A 15153-nucleotide genomic window follows, 5' to 3' on the forward strand; every position below is an offset into this window, starting at 1 on the left:
TCAAAGATTTTATTTTCAATATGTTATTTTAGAAAATCATCCATATGAGTAAATTAAGACTGTAAATTTTATAGCAGATGTTTTAACAAAATTTCAGACGGCCTCACTTATCCAAGCCTTCCTGCACCATTTGCGCTGCCCGCAATACCGCGCGGGCTTTGTTTTGGGTTTCCTGCCATTCGGCTTCTTCGTCGGAATCGGCCACGATGCCGCCGCCGCTTTGCACATACAGGGTTTCGCCTTTAATCACGGCGGTGCGGATGGCGATGGCCAAGTCCATATCGTTGTTGAAGCTCCAGCAGCCGACCGCGCCGCCGTAGATGCAGCGTTTGTTGGGTTCGAGTTCTTCGATGATTTCGAGCGCGCGTACTTTCGGCGCGCCCGACAGCGTGCCGGCGGGAAAGGTGGCGGCGAGTATCTGCATGTTGTCGATGTTGTTTTTCAGACGGCCTTCTACGTTGGAAACGATGTGCATCACGTGCGAATAGCGTTCGATAACCATTTTGTCGGTTACTTTCACTTCGCCGGTTCGGCTGACGCGGCCGACATCGTTGCGGCCCAAATCAATCAGCATCACATGCTCGGCGATTTCTTTGGCATCGCCCAGCAAATCTTGTTCGTTGGCCAAATCTTCGGCGGGGGTTTGGCCGCGCAGACGGGTGCCGGCGATGGGGCGCACGATGATGTTGTCGCGTTCGCGGCGCACGAGGATTTCGGGCGACGAGCCGACAACGTGGAAATCGCCGAAGTCGTAGTAAAACATATACGGCGAGGGATTGAGCGTGCGCAGGGCGCGGTAGAGGCTGAGCGGGTTGTCGGTAAACTTCTGCTTCATGCGCTGGCTGGGCACAACCTGCATACAGTCGCCGTCGAGAATGTATTCGCGGATTTTGCGTACGTATTCTTTGTAGCGGGCTTCGCCGGTTTCGTGTTCGGGTTCGGTTTTGGGGCTGCCCAGCGAAAGGGGGATGGCGCAGCTTTGGCGCAGGCGGGTGCGCAGGTCTTCCAAGCGTTCGCGGGCTTGTTCGTAGCCGTTGGCTTGGGCGGGGTCGGCATAAACGATCAGGTGGATTTTGCCGCTGAGGTTGTCGACAACGGCCAGCTCTTCGGAAAGCATCAGCAGAATATCGGGCGTGCCGATGGTGTCGGGCTTGCCGCTGTTTTGGAAGCGGTGGGCGAAATGCTCGAAATGGTAGATGGTTTCATAGCCGAAGTAGCCGACCAAGCCGCCGGTAAAGCGGGGCAGGCCGGGGATTTCGGGCGTTTTGAATCGCTCGTGAAACCGTTCGATGAAATGCAGCGGGTTGCCTTCGTATTGCTCGGTGATTTTACCGTTTTGATAAACGTCCACTTTTTTGCCGGATGCTTTGAGGTAGGTGCGGCAGGGCAGGCCGATAAAGGAATAGCGTCCGAAGCGTTCGCCGCCGACCACGGATTCGAGCAGGTAGGTGTAGGGTTGGTTGGCCAGCTTGAGATAAAGGGAAAGCGGGGTGTCGAGATCGGCCAGCAGCTCTTGAACCAGCGGAATGCGGTTGTAACCTGCGGCGGCTTGGGCTTGATATTCTTGTTTGGTAATCATGTTTCAGACGGCCTGAGACGGGTTGGGAAATGCGGGTGAGTATAGCAGTTTCAGGTATATTTGGGGTGTTAAAAGGCCGTCTGAACAGGTTTTCAGACGGCCTTGCTTGATGAAGATAGCTGAAACGAGATGTTATTTTAAACAGGAATTCAGCCACAACAAACGTTGTTGGGGACTGAGCAGCTTATAGAAACGGTGCTGGATGGCCAATTCGTCTACGGCGAAATCCATGCTGAAGGTATAGCGGTTTTCTACATAGTCGCGGGCGTTTTCGGTATCGAATTTATCTTCGGATAAAATTTTGATAATGTTGCGGCGGCGGTTTTTATTAATGCGGTCGGCTTTGCGGGCGGCTTTATCGCGCGCTTTTTTATATTCTTTTCTGAGGTTGCGCAATTCGTTGTTTTGAGAATCGGAAAGGCCGAGCGGACGTACGTCGCAGTTGGGGTGGAAGTCGTCGAGTTGTGAAGTGAGTTGCATAGCTTGTGCTTGGCTTGTACACAGAATAAAAAGGCCGATGGTAACGGATTGCGTAACTCGGCCCAGTTTGAAAGCGATAAGCATTTTATTGTTTTCCCAATTTTGTAACACCGCAAAATATAGCGGATATGTGTGTGAAACGCGGTATAATCGTAGTTAACTTTCGTTAATGACAATGAAATTTTTTGAAAATTTTTGAATATCAGCAGTTGATTATATTCGGTTTTGTGGGAATATGTTGATAACAGCCATTTGAAAAAAGATTACTAAGGAGAGTAATTAATCGTGCAAAAGTACCGTATTGCCCCCAGCATCTTGTCTGCTGATTTTGCTTGTTTGGGTAAAGAAGTATCGGCTGTTATCGAAGCCGGTGCCGATTTGATCCATTTTGATGTGATGGATAACCATTATGTGCCCAATCTTACTTTCGGGCCGATGGTGTGTGCCGCATTGAAACCTTATGCTACGGTGCCTGTGGATGTGCATTTGATGGTGGAGCCTGTGGATGATTTGATCCGTTCGTTTTCTCAGGCAGGTGCGGATATCATTACTTTTCATCCCGAAGCCAGCCGTCATGTCGACCGTAGCTTGGGTTTGATTAAGGAAGCGGGTTGTCAGGCCGGCTTGGTATTGAATCCTGCCACACCGGTTTATGTATTGGAAAATGTGCTGGACAAACTGGATATGGTGTTGCTGATGTCGGTAAACCCGGGGTTCGGCGGGCAGAGTTTTATTCCGCAAACTTTAGTGAAAATCCGCCAAGTGCGCGATTTGCTCGATATGTACGAAAGTGAGAGCGGCCGTAGAATCGCCTTAGAAGTGGATGGCGGCATCAAAACCGACAATATTGCTCAAGTAGCGGCGGCGGGTGCGGATACGTTTGTGGCCGGCTCGGCGATTTTCGGGAAACCTGACTACAAAGCCGTTATCGACGAGATGCGTGCGGAATTGGCTAAAGCGGCGGTATAGTAACCAGGAAATTTATCAAGAGGCCGTCTGAAAGCATTTCAGACGGCCTCTTTCTATTTTTGGAAGTCTATACGGAACAGCGGGGGCGGACTGGTGTTGCGGAATATTAAAATCGGGGGGTTATAAATACACAATCTCGCCGCTGCGCCCTTTGCTTTCTTCACTGCTCCACCAAACAAATTCGGGCATGATGTCTTCGTAGTTTTTGCGTTCGGCGCGGGCTTCGCCGGGGTGGGTTTTCATGCGTTGGGGCGAGTTGACGGCACCGGGCACGAGCACGTTGGCGCGCAGGTTGGGGAAGCGTTCCCATTCGTCGGCGGCAACTTTGCACAAATAGTTGAGTGCGGCCTTGGATGCGCCGAAACCGCCCCAGTAGGCGCGCGGGTTTTCTCCGTGGCTTTCGCCGACGAAAATCACCGAAGCGTCGGGCGACTCTTTGAGCAGGGGCAGGAAGGCGCGGGTTAAGCCCATGGGTGCGACGGTGTTGATCCGGTATTGGTTGACCCACTCGGCTACGGTTTGGAAATCGAGCGGGGAGAGGGCGTAGAAGTAGCTGGCGCAATGCACGATACCGTCGAGCTTGTTGCCGGTGGCTTCGGCGATGGTGGCGGCGAAGCGGTCGAACTCGGCTTCTTCGGCGGTTAAAAGGTCGAAGCAGATGGCGAAGGGTTCGGGGCCGCCCGATGCTGCGATTTCGTCATACACTTTTTCGAGTTTTTTCTGGTGTCTGGCAACCAGCACCACGGTGGCACCTGCGGCGGCGTAGGCTTTGGCGACTTGTTCGCCGATACCTTGCGATGCGCCGGTAATCAGGATGGTTTTGTTTTGAAGCTGGCTCATGGGTTTTTCCTTTAAGGTTTTAATCGGTATCGACGGCAGGCCGTCTGAAAAAATGTTGCGGTGTCGAGGGTTGTGGCGAACTGCGGTAAGGCCGGTCGATTAACGCTAAAGTTTCGGCTTGTGCGGGTTGTATTCGCTCAAACACAGTTCTGCGGCGGTTGCGCCGGATTGTACGGCGGCTTCCAGCGTGGCGGGGTAGCGCGGATGTAGGTAGTCGCCGGCAGGGTAGATGCGGCGGTGGTGCAGCCATGCCAAATCGGCGAGAGCGGGGCTGCTGCCAGATACGGCGGTGGCGCGTTTTTCGGTAATCACTTGCGCGGCAAGCGGTTCGCCCAGATAAGGGCAAAGCGTTTTTAAATCGGCATCTACGCGCGCAATCCATTCTTCGTTTTTCAGACGGCCTATGTGGTCGGACACGCTGATCACGGCAGCAGTTTCATTGGCGGGCAAGCCCAGTGCGGAGCGGTGGACGAACCATTGTGCGGTTCCTTCGGCCAAGCCGGTAAGCGGCGCGGGCAGATGCACGGTTTCGGCGTAGCGCAGATAAACGGTGGTGATGGCATGGTAGGTGATGCCTTCAAAGGCCGTCTGAATATCGGCGGGGGTTTCAGACGGCATCAGCGCGGCGGCATGATAGGGGGCGACGGCAAGAATGGCGGCATCAAACGTTTCGCCGTTCACGCACACGCGACCGTCGGGCAGGTTGGAAAGCTGCGACACGCGCGTTTCCATACGGATGTCCGCCCGATGTTTGGCCAAAAATCTCAACGCGGGTTCGGCGATGATGCTGCCTAAATCTTGCTTGGGCAAAAGATAATCGCTGCCGGTTTTATCCGCCCACACACCATCTTGCAAAACATTACACAGTGTTTGCAGACTCGCGGATTCGAGCGGCGTGTTCAATGCGCCCCATATCAGCGGCTGCCAGAATTGCGCGACGGCTTTGCGTTGGACATTGCGGCTGCGCAGCCATTCGGCCACAGTGATGTCGGGTAGCGGTAGCGGCGAGCGGTGTCGCTGTTGCAGCGCGTGCATATCGTTGAGCAGCTTGATTTTTTCTCCGAAACCGATATTCTTGGCTTTAAGTAATCCCACAATGATATGCAGCGGCGAAGGCAAAGAGGCCGTCTGAAATTGGAGGCCGTCTGAAATATGCCATTGCAGCGGCATGCGCAGAAAGGCTTGGTGTTCGTCCGCACCGATCTGTTTCATCAGCGCAAGCACGCCGTGATAAGCACCGAGCAGGATGTGCTGGCCGTTGTCGAGAAAGCTGAAGCCGCTGTTGTCGGCATTCAGGGTGCGCGCACGACCGCCGGCGTTGCGGCCTGCTTCAAACAGCGTCAGGCCGGCGTGCGGGGCAAGCTGTACGGCGGCGGACAAGCCTGCCCAGCCTGCGCCGATAACAGCGATTTTGGGGCGTGGGTTTTGCGGTTTCATGGGTTAAATCCGAACAGCCATGTTTTCAGGGCGATGCGTTTTTTGCGCGGCGAAGGAATGGCGATTTTGTATTTCAATACGTTTTCGGCACCGTCGGCAGCGATTTCGTTCAATAAGGCATAGTAAATGCTGCCCATCACCAAACCGGCTTTTTGGGCTTTTTTGTCTTCAGACGGCAGCAGCCTCACGGCTTCGCGGTAGGTATCGCGGGCGCGGTTGACTTGGAAATCCATCAGCGCGGCGAATTCGGGCGTGGGCGTGCGCTGCATCAGCACTTGCGCAGGCACGTTGAAACGCTGCAATTCTTCTGTGGGCAGGTAAATGCGCCCGTTGCGTGCGTCTTCGCCGACATCGCGGATGATGTTGGTAAGTTGTAAAGCCAATCCGAGCGTTTCGGCGTATTGCAGCGTTTCAGGTCGTCTGAAACCGAGAATGCGGGCAATTAGCCGCCCGACCACGCCCGCCACACGGTAGCAGTAAAGTTTCAGGTCTTCAAAACGCCCGTAGCGGGCCTGCTCCAAATCCATCTGCATGCCGTTGATGATGTCTTCCAACTCTTCCTGCGGCAGGCCGAAATCGGCGGTAACGGTTTTCAAGGCACGGCAAACCGGGTGTTCCGGCGTTTCGCTGCCGAACACTTTGGCCAGCTCGATCCGCCACCAGTTGAGCGTGGTTTGTGCAACGTGCCGGTCGGAACAGTCGTCCACCACATCGTCCAGCTCGCGGCAGAAGGCATACAGCACGGTCATGGCATCGCGTTTCGGTTGCGGCAGAAAACGAAAACCCGCCAGAAAGCTGGATTTGCTTTCGGCGGCTTTGTGACGGCAGTATTCGAGCGGCAGCACGGCGGTTCCTGAATGGTTTTTATCGGATACGGATTGTAGCGGGAAACAGGGGGGATAACAATTCGAGGCCGTCTGAAAACAGCTGCTTTCAGACGGCCTCCGCCTATTCCCGACAAAACTACTCAACTACCTCTTCCAAATCTGCTAAAATAATTGGCGACAAAAATAACACTTCAAAAGGCACACAAAACATGGCACTTCTGCAAATCGCCGAACCCGGCATGTCCGCCGCACCGCACCAACACCGCCTAGCCGTCGGTATCGACTTAGGCACCACCAACAGCCTTGTCGCCTCCGTTAAAAGCGGCAGTGCCGTTTGCCTGCCCGACGAACAAGGGCGGGTAACGCTGCCCTCCGTAGTGCGCTATTGCGAAGATTCCCGCTCCGAAGTCGGCTACGACGCACTCAAAGCCCAAAAAATCGACCCGGTCAACACCATAAGTTCGGCCAAACGCCTCATCGGCCGCACGCTGGAAGATTTAAAACAAGACCCACATTATTTGCCCTACCGCTTCGGCAGCAACGAACGCATTATCGAGCTGCACACCCGCGCGGGCGACAAAACGCCTATCGACGTATCGGCCGACATTCTCCGCGCCTTGAAGCAGCGTGCCGAAGAAAACCTCGGCGGCGAACTCGTAGGTGCCGTGATTACCGTGCCCGCCTATTTCGACGATGCCCAACGCCAAGCCACCAAAGATGCCGCACGGCTGGCCGGATTAAACGTTTTGCGCCTGCTCAACGAACCGACCGCCGCCGCCATTGCCTACGGCTTGGACAATGCATCGGAAGGCACGTTTGTGGTGTACGACCTCGGCGGCGGCACGTTCGACGTATCCGTATTGCAGCTCACCAAAGGGCTGTTTGAAGTGAAAGCCACCAACGGCAACAGCGCACTCGGCGGCGACGACTTCGACCACCGCCTGTTCTGCTGGTTGCTCGAACAAAACGGTTTGTCCCAACTCAACGAGCAAGACAGCCAACTGCTGCTCAGCCTCGCCCGTGCCGCCAAAGAAACCTTGACTACCGACACCAGCGCCACCGTGCGCACGGTGCTTTCAGACGGCCGCCAAGTCGATACCACCGTTACCCGCCAAGCATTCCACAACCTCACCCAGCATCTGGTTGCCAAAACCATCGAGCCGGTAAAACAGGCTTTGAAAGATGCCGGCGTGGGCAAAGCCGACGTGAAAGGCGTGATTATGGTGGGTGGCTCCACCCGCATGCTGCACGTTCAGCAAGCCGTGGCTACCTTTTTCGGCCAAACGCCGCTCAACAACCTAAACCCCGACCAAGTGGTCGCACTCGGCGCGGCGATGCAGGCCAATGTGCTGGCAGGCAATAAAAACGAAGACGAATGGCTGCTGCTCGACGTTACCCCGTTGTCGCTCGGCCTCGAAACCTACGGCGGTCTGGCCGAAAAAATCATCCCGCGTAACAGCACCTTGCCCACCGCCCGCGCCCAAGAGTTCACCACCTTTAAAGACGGCCAAACCGCGATGACCATCCATGTGGTGCAGGGCGAACGCGAACTCGTGTCCGACTGCCGCAGCCTCGCCAAATTCACCTTGCGCGGTATTCCGCCGATGGTGGCCGGCGCCGCCCGCATCCGCGTTACCTTCCAAGTGGACGCAGACGGCCTGCTTTCCGTGTCTGCCCGCGAACAATCCACCGGCGTGCAGGCGCAAATCGAAGTGAAACCTTCCTACGGCCTCGACGACGAAACCATCACGCAAATGCTGAAAGACAGCATGTCCAACGCCTCCGACGACATGGCCGCCCGCGCCCACGCCGAAGCCGTTGTAGAAGCCGAAGGCCTGATTGCAGCCGTAGCAGCCGCATTGGAAATGGACGGCGATTTATTAAGCGAAACCGAACTTGCCGCCATCCGTGACAGCATCACCGTTTTGCAGAATCTCGTTTATACAGGCAATGCCGACGAAATCCGCAACGCTGTATCTGCGTTAGGACATGCTACCGATGATTTTGCCGCCAAACGTATGGATAGGAATATCAAGCGGGCTTTGACGGGGCAGAGGGTAGAAGAGATTTAAGCACCGGTTTTCGGACGGCCTTTAAAAGATTAAGAGGCCGTCTGAAAAAATAGGGTGGGGTATAAGCCCACTATCATTTAACAGTATAAGTATTTGAAAAATTTGATTTTAGGCCATAGATATCTATACAATTGAATCAGTTTGAATTGTTCCAAATCTTTGATGGGGGCGGCTCAAAAAGTGTAAATAATCAGTGGCTCAAGACCACCATACATAACAGGAATAACATGCCGAAAGTAACCATACTTCCACACACCGAACTATGTCCCGAAGGTAAAGTCATTGAAAACGCGCCTGAAGGTCAAACCATTTGCGATTTACTGCTCGACCACGATATCGAAATCGACCACGCCTGCGAAAAATCCTGCGCCTGCACCACTTGCCACGTGATTGTGCGGCAGGGTTTCGACAGCTTGGAAGAGCCGTCTGAAATCGAAGAAGACCTGCTTGATCAGGCATGGGGTTTGGAAGCCGAATCGCGTTTGAGCTGCCAAGCCAAAGTAGCCGATGAAGATTTGGTGGTGGAAATCCCCAAATACACCATCAACCACGCGCGCGAGCATCATTAAAACAGAAAGGCCGTCTGAATGGTTTTTTCAGACGGCCTCGACACAGCAAAGGAACACACCATGAAATGGACAGACACCCAACGCATCGCCGAAGAACTTTACGACACCCACGGAGACATCGATCCCAAGACCATCCGTTTTACCCAGCTGCGGGAATTGATCCTTGCCCTTCCTGATTTTGATGACAATCCTGCCCACTGCGGCGAGCGCATTCTCGAAGCCGTACAGCAGGCTTGGATTGACGAGGCGGAATAAATAACTTCTGAGTAATATAAGTTTTTATATTGGAAAGGCCGTCTGAAATATTTTCAGACGGCCTCAAGTTTTCAAAGCAGGATAATCAACCGTAAGTCAGATGAGTGGCTTTGCCTCTAAACGCCCAATAAGCAAAGATGCTGTATGCCGTAATACAGGGCACGGTAATGCATACACCGATAAGGGTAATCACCAACGTAGGCGTGCTGGCGGCGGCTTCCCACACGGTAAGCTGGCCGATAACGGCATAGGGATAGAGGCTGATGCCCAAACCGATGGCGCACAAGATCAGGGCGGAAATGATGAGGGCGAACGGCTGCCAAATGCGGTGCTGCAAAATACGTTCGCTTTGCAGCAACAGTTTGGCACGCAACAGGCAGAACGCACTCAGAAGCGGCACGGGCGCGAGCCAAAGCATGTTGGGTAGGGTGAACCACCGCTCAAAAATGCTGTGGCGGATATACGGCGTGGCTAGCGAAATCAGCAGCAGACAGCCCACCACCGGCCACCATGCCTGATTGGCCCAACGGCGGGCTTTATGCTGCAATTCCCCTTCGGTTTTCGCCACCAGCCAGCAGGCAGCGAGCAGCACGTATACGGCGGGTACGGTTGCCATGATGCCCAGTGAAAACAGGTAGTCGGAAACATTGTTGCCGAAGGCGGTAATGTAACGGCCCAGCATCCAGCCCTGCGTGAGCGCCATTCCCGCCGAACCGAGCATAAAAGCGATGTTCCACAATTCTTTATGGTTGTCGTCGGCCTTCACGCGGAAATCGAATGCGGCACCACGCACAATCAGGGCAAACAGCATGAAGGTGGCGGGCAGGTAGAGATTGCCAAGTACGATGGTGTTTGCTTTCGGAAAGGCGATAAACAGCACGCCCGCGCCGAGTACCAGCCAAGTTTCGTTGGCATCCCAAAACGGGCCGATAGAGCCGACCATGATGTTTTGCTCGTCGGCTTTTGCACGCGGCATCAGCATGCCTACGCCCAGATCGAAACCGTCGAGCACCACATAAACGGTCATCACGAATCCGAGCAGTCCTAAAAAGATTAAGGGCAGCCAGTAGTTCCAATCCATTATTTTTCCTCCGCGTTCAGACGGCCTGCCGTATTCAGGTGGCCTTTGGGGTGAATGTCGTGTTCAGGGTGTTCCGCCATATATTTCAACACCATCAGATAAGAAAGCAGCATCGCGGCATAGAGCACGATATACATCACCAACGTTAGCCCTACGTCGCCGGCCGGTACGACTTTGGTTACGGCTTCGGAAATTGGCAGGATGTCCTGCACCAGAAACGGCTGGCGGCCTATTTCGGTAACATACCAGCCCGCCAGCGTACCGACCCAGCCGATAAACGTCATACCGGCAAATGTGTACAGCAACCAATGCGGCAAGGCTTGCGGCTGCCAGCGCTGTTTACGCAGGCGGTACCAACCGTACCAGCTTACCAACAGCATCAGCATGCCTACTCCCACCATGATGCGGAAGGAGAAAAATACCGGCGCTACCGGCGGAGCATGCTCGAATTCGCTCAAGCCTTTGATTTCACCGTCCATACTGTGGGTAAGAATCAGAGAACCGAGATAGGGCACTTTCACGGCATAATCGGTTTGTTGTGTTTGCTCGTTTGGCCAGCCGATCAGGGTGAGCGGCACGTTTTTTTCGGTATGCCACACGCCTTCGATGGCTGCGAGCTTGGCGGGCTGGTATTCTTTAGTGTTCAAACCGTGGGCATCGCCTGCGAATATCTGTAGCACGATAGTAACGGCGGCGGCGGTCAAACCGGTTTTCATCACATTAGCCGTTGCCGAATGGGCGGTTTTTTTCAACACTTGCCATGCCGACAGGCCGATAAGCAGAAAAGACACGGTTAAAACCGAGGCCAGCATCATGTGTACGAAACGGTAGGGAAAGGAAGGAGTAAACACTACTTGCAGCCAGTCGGCTACATGGATGATGCCGTCTGAATCCACCCAATGCCCTTGAGGTGTCTGCATCCACGAATTCAAAGCCAGAATCCAAAACGCCGAAATACTGGTGCCGACGGCCACGATGGTAGAAGCAGTCATATGCACGCGTTGGCTGACCCGTTCGCGGCCGAACAGCATAATACCGAGAAAGCCGGCTTCCAAAAAGAAGGCCGTTAACACTTCATAACCCAGCAGCGGCCCGGCCACATTGCCGGCACGTTCCATAAAGCCCGGCCAGTTGGTACCGAACTGAAAGCTCATGGTTACGCCCGATACTACGCCCATTGCAAAGGTAACGGCAAAAACTTTAGTCCAGAAGCGGTAAGCCTGAAGCCAGCCGCTGTCGCCCGTTTTTCCTGCTTTATAGCGGAAATAAACCACAAACCACGACAAAGCGATGGTAATCACGGGAAACAGGATATGAAAACTGATGTTGACCGCAAACTGAATGCGGCTGAGGATTAAAGCGTCCATTTGTTTTTCCTGATGTGTTTTTTATATGGTGGGGCAGAATTTTACTCTTACAAATGAAAAAAAGGCATTTTATTGCACAATTTAGCAAAGCCCGGCAAATGGCTTTTCAGACGGCATCCGAATGAAACCGAAAGTGTAAAATCCTTGCCGCCGCGCTACAATAACCGCTTTTTCAGACGGCCTTTTCAACTATGCAGCTTATTCTTGCCCCGATGCAGGGATTTTGAGAAACTTTTAAATTTGATATGTAAATCAATATATTATTTTGATATGTAAATTTATGGTGTAATTGTGGCGTAAAAGGCCGTCTGAAAATATTTCAGACGGCCTCTGTATTTAGCCGGTTATCAAGCTGCTGATGAAGATGTGCAGCCTGCCTGCTTCCATTAATGCCTGCTCGATTTGGCAGTCGTCGATGTTTTTGTTTTCGTTTGCGTAGCGTTTGTTGTGCAAGGTTTGCAGCAATACTTCGTGAAGATTGGCAATTTCAAACAATGCGGATTCCGCATGGCCGCGCCGGTTGGTGTTGGCGGTGTTTGGCATGAGGTGCACCGCTACGGCCTGCATGATTTCGCTTTGGGTGGATTCCCGCATAAGCTGCGGTGCGAGCGGGTGGATTTGGGTTTCGGGGTAACGGTGGCCGGCCAAAATCGGGCGGCCGCCGATATCCTGTGTTTGGCGGTGAAGCCATCGCACCATCTGTACCAGTTCGGCATAGGTGGATTCGCGCGGGGTTTTTTTGAAATGGTTTTGCAAATGCCGGTCGAAATTAACGCTGCCCCAGTTGTGGATTTCTTTCAGGCGGTCGGCAAGCATTTGGATTACCTGATACAACTCGTTGCGCGTGGGCAGTTGTTCGGCCACGCTGGGCGGTTGGATGCGCGGCTGCTGTATGGGGCGGTTGAAGTGGGCGTTTAATACCTTGAAGCATTCATCTTGATATTGTAGTAGCCGTTCACGGATTTCTGGTTTGACACGGTTTGCGTCGATACCGAACAGCCAGCCGTTCAGGTATTCGATCGGCAGGCAGGTAGTTTCGCGGGGTCTGCCATCTTCGCCACGAATGGTCATCATGACCATTCGTGATTTTAGAATAGAGTTGCGCTGAATTTTTTTATGTTGTGATACCCAGTCCAAACCGATGTTTTCGCAGATCGGTTTCATGGCGGCGTAGTGAATATTATTTTGAGTGAATACAGGCACGGTTTGACCGTGGAAAGATATGTTTTGAACTTGGTTCATGATGAAGTTTCCTATTGCTATTTACAAAAAGCCCAAACGGGCGGCCGCGAAGTTCGTAACCCTTGCAATAGGAAAAGGGCGGACTTATTCCCCGCCAAAGCGGGTGTTGTATTCGTCGCCTTCGCGGCCATAGGAAACTTGGGTTATCGAAACACAAAACACAAAGGAAACCAAGAAAACTACGGGCGCAAAAAAAATCACGATTCTGCCGTGATTCGGCCTATTGCAAAGTTGAACTGTCGTTACAAGGTTACGACGCCTTGTGGTACGTAATTTAAAGATGAATAATTAACTTGTCAAGTGTAATTTTGTTTGGCATGATTAATATTTATTAACTTAAATTTAAATATATTCGGAAATAACTATGGAAATTTCTTTTTCCTATGTGGATGGAAACGGGGTAGAAAAGGCGCGTTATGTAATAGCTGAAGCCATAAACTTTACTCATTTACAGGCGTTTGATATGCCAAGTGGTGAAACCCGTACTTTTCTCCTGGATAGGATAAAGCATGGGCAAGTTTTGGAAGTTGAGACGCAGAAAGTTATTTTTATTTCTGATTTACAGGATTTTTTACCGGAGCTTATTGTTGTTCCGTCTCGACCTAGGCGTGGTAAGTGTATTCACTTTACGGGATTTTTAGAATCTAAAAAACTTGAATTTGCCCAAATGGTAAGCGAGTTTAAACCCAAATTTAAAGTAGTAAAGAGCATTACGGGGAATTTGACTTATTTGGTTTATAACGTGGATAGGGCAAAGCCTAGTGAAAAGAAAATTGAAAAGGCGCGGTTGCAGGGTGTAAAAATATTAACTGAAGAAGAATTTTTAAATTGGTTGAAGAAATAATTAATAGGATTGATAAAATGAAGAAGGTTTTAACATTAGTAGCTGTATTGGCGGTTTCCGCCTGTGCTACTACGCCTGTTGATACTATACGCGCTAAAAATATAGCTCCTGAGCGTGTACTGGCTTATGCTGAGCCGAGAGATGATTATGCAAGAGTGGAAATCATCCGAGACGTTGGCTTTACCGGTGGTGGATGTTATATCGGTGTGATGTTTAGGAATACTGTTTTAGCTAGATTCGATCAAGGGGAAAAGGCGGTTTTTTATCTTCCTGATGGCAATTGGAAATTTGCTGTGGTTCCTGACCCTGCCGGGCGGGGTTTGTGTGGTATTGGTGGCTATGATCCTGTGTTTGAGACGCAAAGTATCCGTAAGGATCGGGATAATTTGTTTAGAATTAGTTTTGGCCCATATCGTCGGCCTCGGTTGTTGCCTATGTGATTTATTAAACAGGCCGTCTGAATTTCAGACGGCCTGTTTGTTGTGGTGGTGTAGTGTCGGTTGTTTGGGATTATGTTGTTGTAGGCTTTGCAGTTATCGAGTACACTAAAAAAAGGTATATTTTATATATATATTCAAAGCGTCTGTGCTTGTGGAGAAAGTTATGTTTGAGAAGCCACTTTACCATGCTGTATTGAAATATCTGGGTGATAAGGCCGGCAAGGAAGAGCGGCAGGCGGTTGCCGAGGGCATTGCTGCCGCGCAACGGAGCCGTGCGGAGTTTGAGCGCAAAAAAGAATTGATAAATAAGGAAATCCATGATGGAACGGCAAGAAGCAGAGGAAAGCTGCCTGTATGATTTTATCTATATTAATCATGATGTGTTGTCTTTTTACAATGCGCAACTGGATAAGGACGGCTTGTTAACCCAAAGTGTTGTTACCCATGCCTCCGAGGAGCAGATGAAACAGGGTTTGAAAGGCGGTGTTCCCATGCTTGGCGGAAATTATGAGCAAGGCAGCCATTTGAAATCTTCGCGGCAAAACAGTTTCGATACTTCTAAGAATATGCCTTTGAACGTTATCCGTGAGTTGAATGAGCGCGGTTTGATACATAAGGAAATTGATGCGGCCCAGTTGGGGCAGATTGTTTTGTTTTCGGGGCGGATGCAGATTGTTGATTTTGCGTTGATGAACAGTATTGTTAAGCCTGCTAAGAATATGGAAGTGGCAGGTATGCCCAATAGTACGGCGGCGCAAAAAAGGAAACGGCAGGAAAAGGAAGCTGAAGTAAAAGCTGTGGTTTCGATCATGGAAGTTTTGCCGAAACTGTTGCAAATACGGATTTTTGATGATGAGCGGTCGGCGTGGTGTGCGGTAAAACATGATGATATGCTGCCTAATACTTTTGCTTTGGCTTTGAAACATAGTGTAACGGTTCCGGGGGAGTGGCATGTTTTGGCTGTTTTGGATGCGCTGCCTGATGATACGGAGGTAGATCGCAAGGCTTTTGAGTATATGACTGATTTGGATAACGGTTATTTTAGTGCGTTTCTCCATTTGCGCGGTGTTATGGGGCGGCGTTTTAATGAATATGGGATTACGCCGTTGGCGATTTTTAGAAAAGTTATCTGATTGTGTGGTTGATGAAAA

At 51.7% G+C, this 15153-nt stretch carries 16 protein-coding genes; 8 read left to right on the top strand and 8 right to left on the bottom strand.

Going from position 1 to position 15153, the window contains the following annotated elements:
* Window positions 1-103: 103 nt before the first annotated feature.
* Both trpE and EL216_RS00990 read right to left on the bottom strand, forming a co-directional pair.
* Entirely contained in the window at window positions 104-1579 is a 1476-nt protein-coding gene (trpE, locus tag EL216_RS00985; RefSeq protein ID WP_085389668.1) for an anthranilate synthase component I, read from the bottom strand.
* 132 nt (window positions 1580-1711) lie between these two features.
* Window positions 1712-2143 (bottom strand): hypothetical protein, encoded by a 432-nt coding sequence (locus tag EL216_RS00990; RefSeq protein WP_085389914.1) that lies wholly within the window; start codon window positions 2141-2143, stop codon window positions 1712-1714.
* A 201-nt stretch (window positions 2144-2344) separates the two neighbouring features.
* Here EL216_RS00990 and rpe point away from each other — a divergent pair, with 201 nt between their 5' ends.
* Window positions 2345-3028, top strand: coding sequence for a ribulose-phosphate 3-epimerase (rpe, locus tag EL216_RS00995; protein ID WP_107928125.1), 684 nt, complete (start codon window positions 2345-2347; stop codon window positions 3026-3028).
* Window positions 3029-3148: 120 nt separating this feature from the next.
* Here the strand turns inward: rpe and EL216_RS01000 are convergent, their stop codons facing one another.
* The 3 genes from EL216_RS01000 to hpnD form a co-directional block, all read right to left on the bottom strand.
* Window positions 3149-3868, bottom strand: coding sequence for an SDR family oxidoreductase (locus EL216_RS01000; protein ID WP_085389670.1), 720 nt, complete (start codon window positions 3866-3868; stop codon window positions 3149-3151).
* Window positions 3869-3973: 105 nt separating this feature from the next.
* On the bottom strand, window positions 3974-5305 hold the full coding sequence (gene hpnE, locus EL216_RS01005) for a hydroxysqualene dehydroxylase HpnE (RefSeq protein WP_085389671.1): 1332 nt from the start codon (window positions 5303-5305) through the stop codon (window positions 3974-3976).
* Window positions 5302-6150 carry a presqualene diphosphate synthase HpnD gene (gene hpnD, locus EL216_RS01010; RefSeq protein WP_085389672.1) on the bottom strand — a complete coding sequence of 283 codons (849 nt, stop codon included), beginning with the start codon at window positions 6148-6150 and terminating at the stop codon, window positions 5302-5304. Before hpnD ends, hpnE begins: the two co-directional genes overlap by 4 nt.
* Before the next feature lie 191 nt (window positions 6151-6341).
* On the opposite strand from hpnD, the gene hscA reads away from it, so the two are divergent.
* The 3 genes from hscA (at window position 6342) to iscX (ending at window position 9028) form a co-directional block, all read left to right on the top strand.
* Window positions 6342-8204 carry a Fe-S protein assembly chaperone HscA gene (hscA, locus tag EL216_RS01015; RefSeq protein WP_085389673.1) on the top strand — a complete coding sequence of 621 codons (1863 nt, stop codon included), beginning with the start codon at window positions 6342-6344 and terminating at the stop codon, window positions 8202-8204.
* A 227-nt stretch (window positions 8205-8431) separates the two neighbouring features.
* The gene (gene fdx / locus EL216_RS01020) at window positions 8432-8773 is read left to right on the top strand and encodes an ISC system 2Fe-2S type ferredoxin (RefSeq protein WP_085389674.1); all 342 of its coding nucleotides are present in this window, start codon (window positions 8432-8434) and stop codon (window positions 8771-8773) included.
* A 60-nt stretch (window positions 8774-8833) separates the two neighbouring features.
* A complete protein-coding gene (gene iscX / locus EL216_RS01025; RefSeq protein ID WP_085389915.1) occupies window positions 8834-9028 on the top strand; it encodes a Fe-S cluster assembly protein IscX in 195 nt (64 codons plus the stop codon).
* Between the two features lie 85 nt (window positions 9029-9113).
* Here iscX and EL216_RS01030 read toward each other — a convergent pair whose 3' ends face one another.
* The 3 genes from EL216_RS01030 to EL216_RS01040 all read right to left on the bottom strand — a co-directional run bounded on the left by EL216_RS01030 (window position 9114) and on the right by EL216_RS01040 (window position 12718).
* Window positions 9114-10109: a cytochrome d ubiquinol oxidase subunit II gene (locus EL216_RS01030; RefSeq protein WP_085389675.1), complete on the bottom strand. Its 996-nt coding sequence runs from the start codon at window positions 10107-10109 to the stop codon at window positions 9114-9116.
* Complete coding sequence (locus EL216_RS01035) at window positions 10109-11476, bottom strand: cytochrome ubiquinol oxidase subunit I (protein ID WP_085389676.1); 1368 nt, start codon at window positions 11474-11476, stop codon at window positions 10109-10111. The genes EL216_RS01030 and EL216_RS01035 overlap by 1 nt, the downstream gene beginning before the upstream one ends.
* A 336-nt stretch (window positions 11477-11812) precedes the next feature.
* On the bottom strand, window positions 11813-12718 hold the full coding sequence (locus EL216_RS01040) for a phage antirepressor N-terminal domain-containing protein (protein ID WP_085391245.1): 906 nt from the start codon (window positions 12716-12718) through the stop codon (window positions 11813-11815).
* Between the two features lie 364 nt (window positions 12719-13082).
* Here EL216_RS01040 and EL216_RS01045 point away from each other — a divergent pair, with 364 nt between their 5' ends.
* The 4 genes from EL216_RS01045 (at window position 13083) to EL216_RS01060 (ending at window position 15135) form a co-directional block, all read left to right on the top strand.
* Window positions 13083-13562, top strand: a complete 480-nt coding sequence (locus EL216_RS01045; protein WP_085391246.1) for a BRCT domain-containing protein — start codon at window positions 13083-13085, stop codon at window positions 13560-13562.
* A gap of 17 nt (window positions 13563-13579) precedes the next feature.
* Window positions 13580-14002: a hypothetical protein gene (locus tag EL216_RS01050; RefSeq protein ID WP_085391247.1), complete on the top strand. Its 423-nt coding sequence runs from the start codon at window positions 13580-13582 to the stop codon at window positions 14000-14002.
* A 163-nt stretch (window positions 14003-14165) separates the two neighbouring features.
* Window positions 14166-14360 (top strand): hypothetical protein, encoded by a 195-nt coding sequence (locus tag EL216_RS01055; protein ID WP_126300818.1) that lies wholly within the window; start codon window positions 14166-14168, stop codon window positions 14358-14360.
* Window positions 14320-15135 (top strand): DUF6414 family protein, encoded by an 816-nt coding sequence (locus EL216_RS01060; RefSeq protein WP_126300819.1) that lies wholly within the window; start codon window positions 14320-14322, stop codon window positions 15133-15135. The genes EL216_RS01055 and EL216_RS01060 overlap by 41 nt, the downstream gene beginning before the upstream one ends.
* Window positions 15136-15153 lie beyond the last annotated feature (18 nt).

It is taken from the genome of Neisseria animaloris (assembly GCF_900637855.1).
Classification (GTDB): domain Bacteria; phylum Pseudomonadota; class Gammaproteobacteria; order Burkholderiales; family Neisseriaceae; genus Neisseria; species Neisseria animaloris.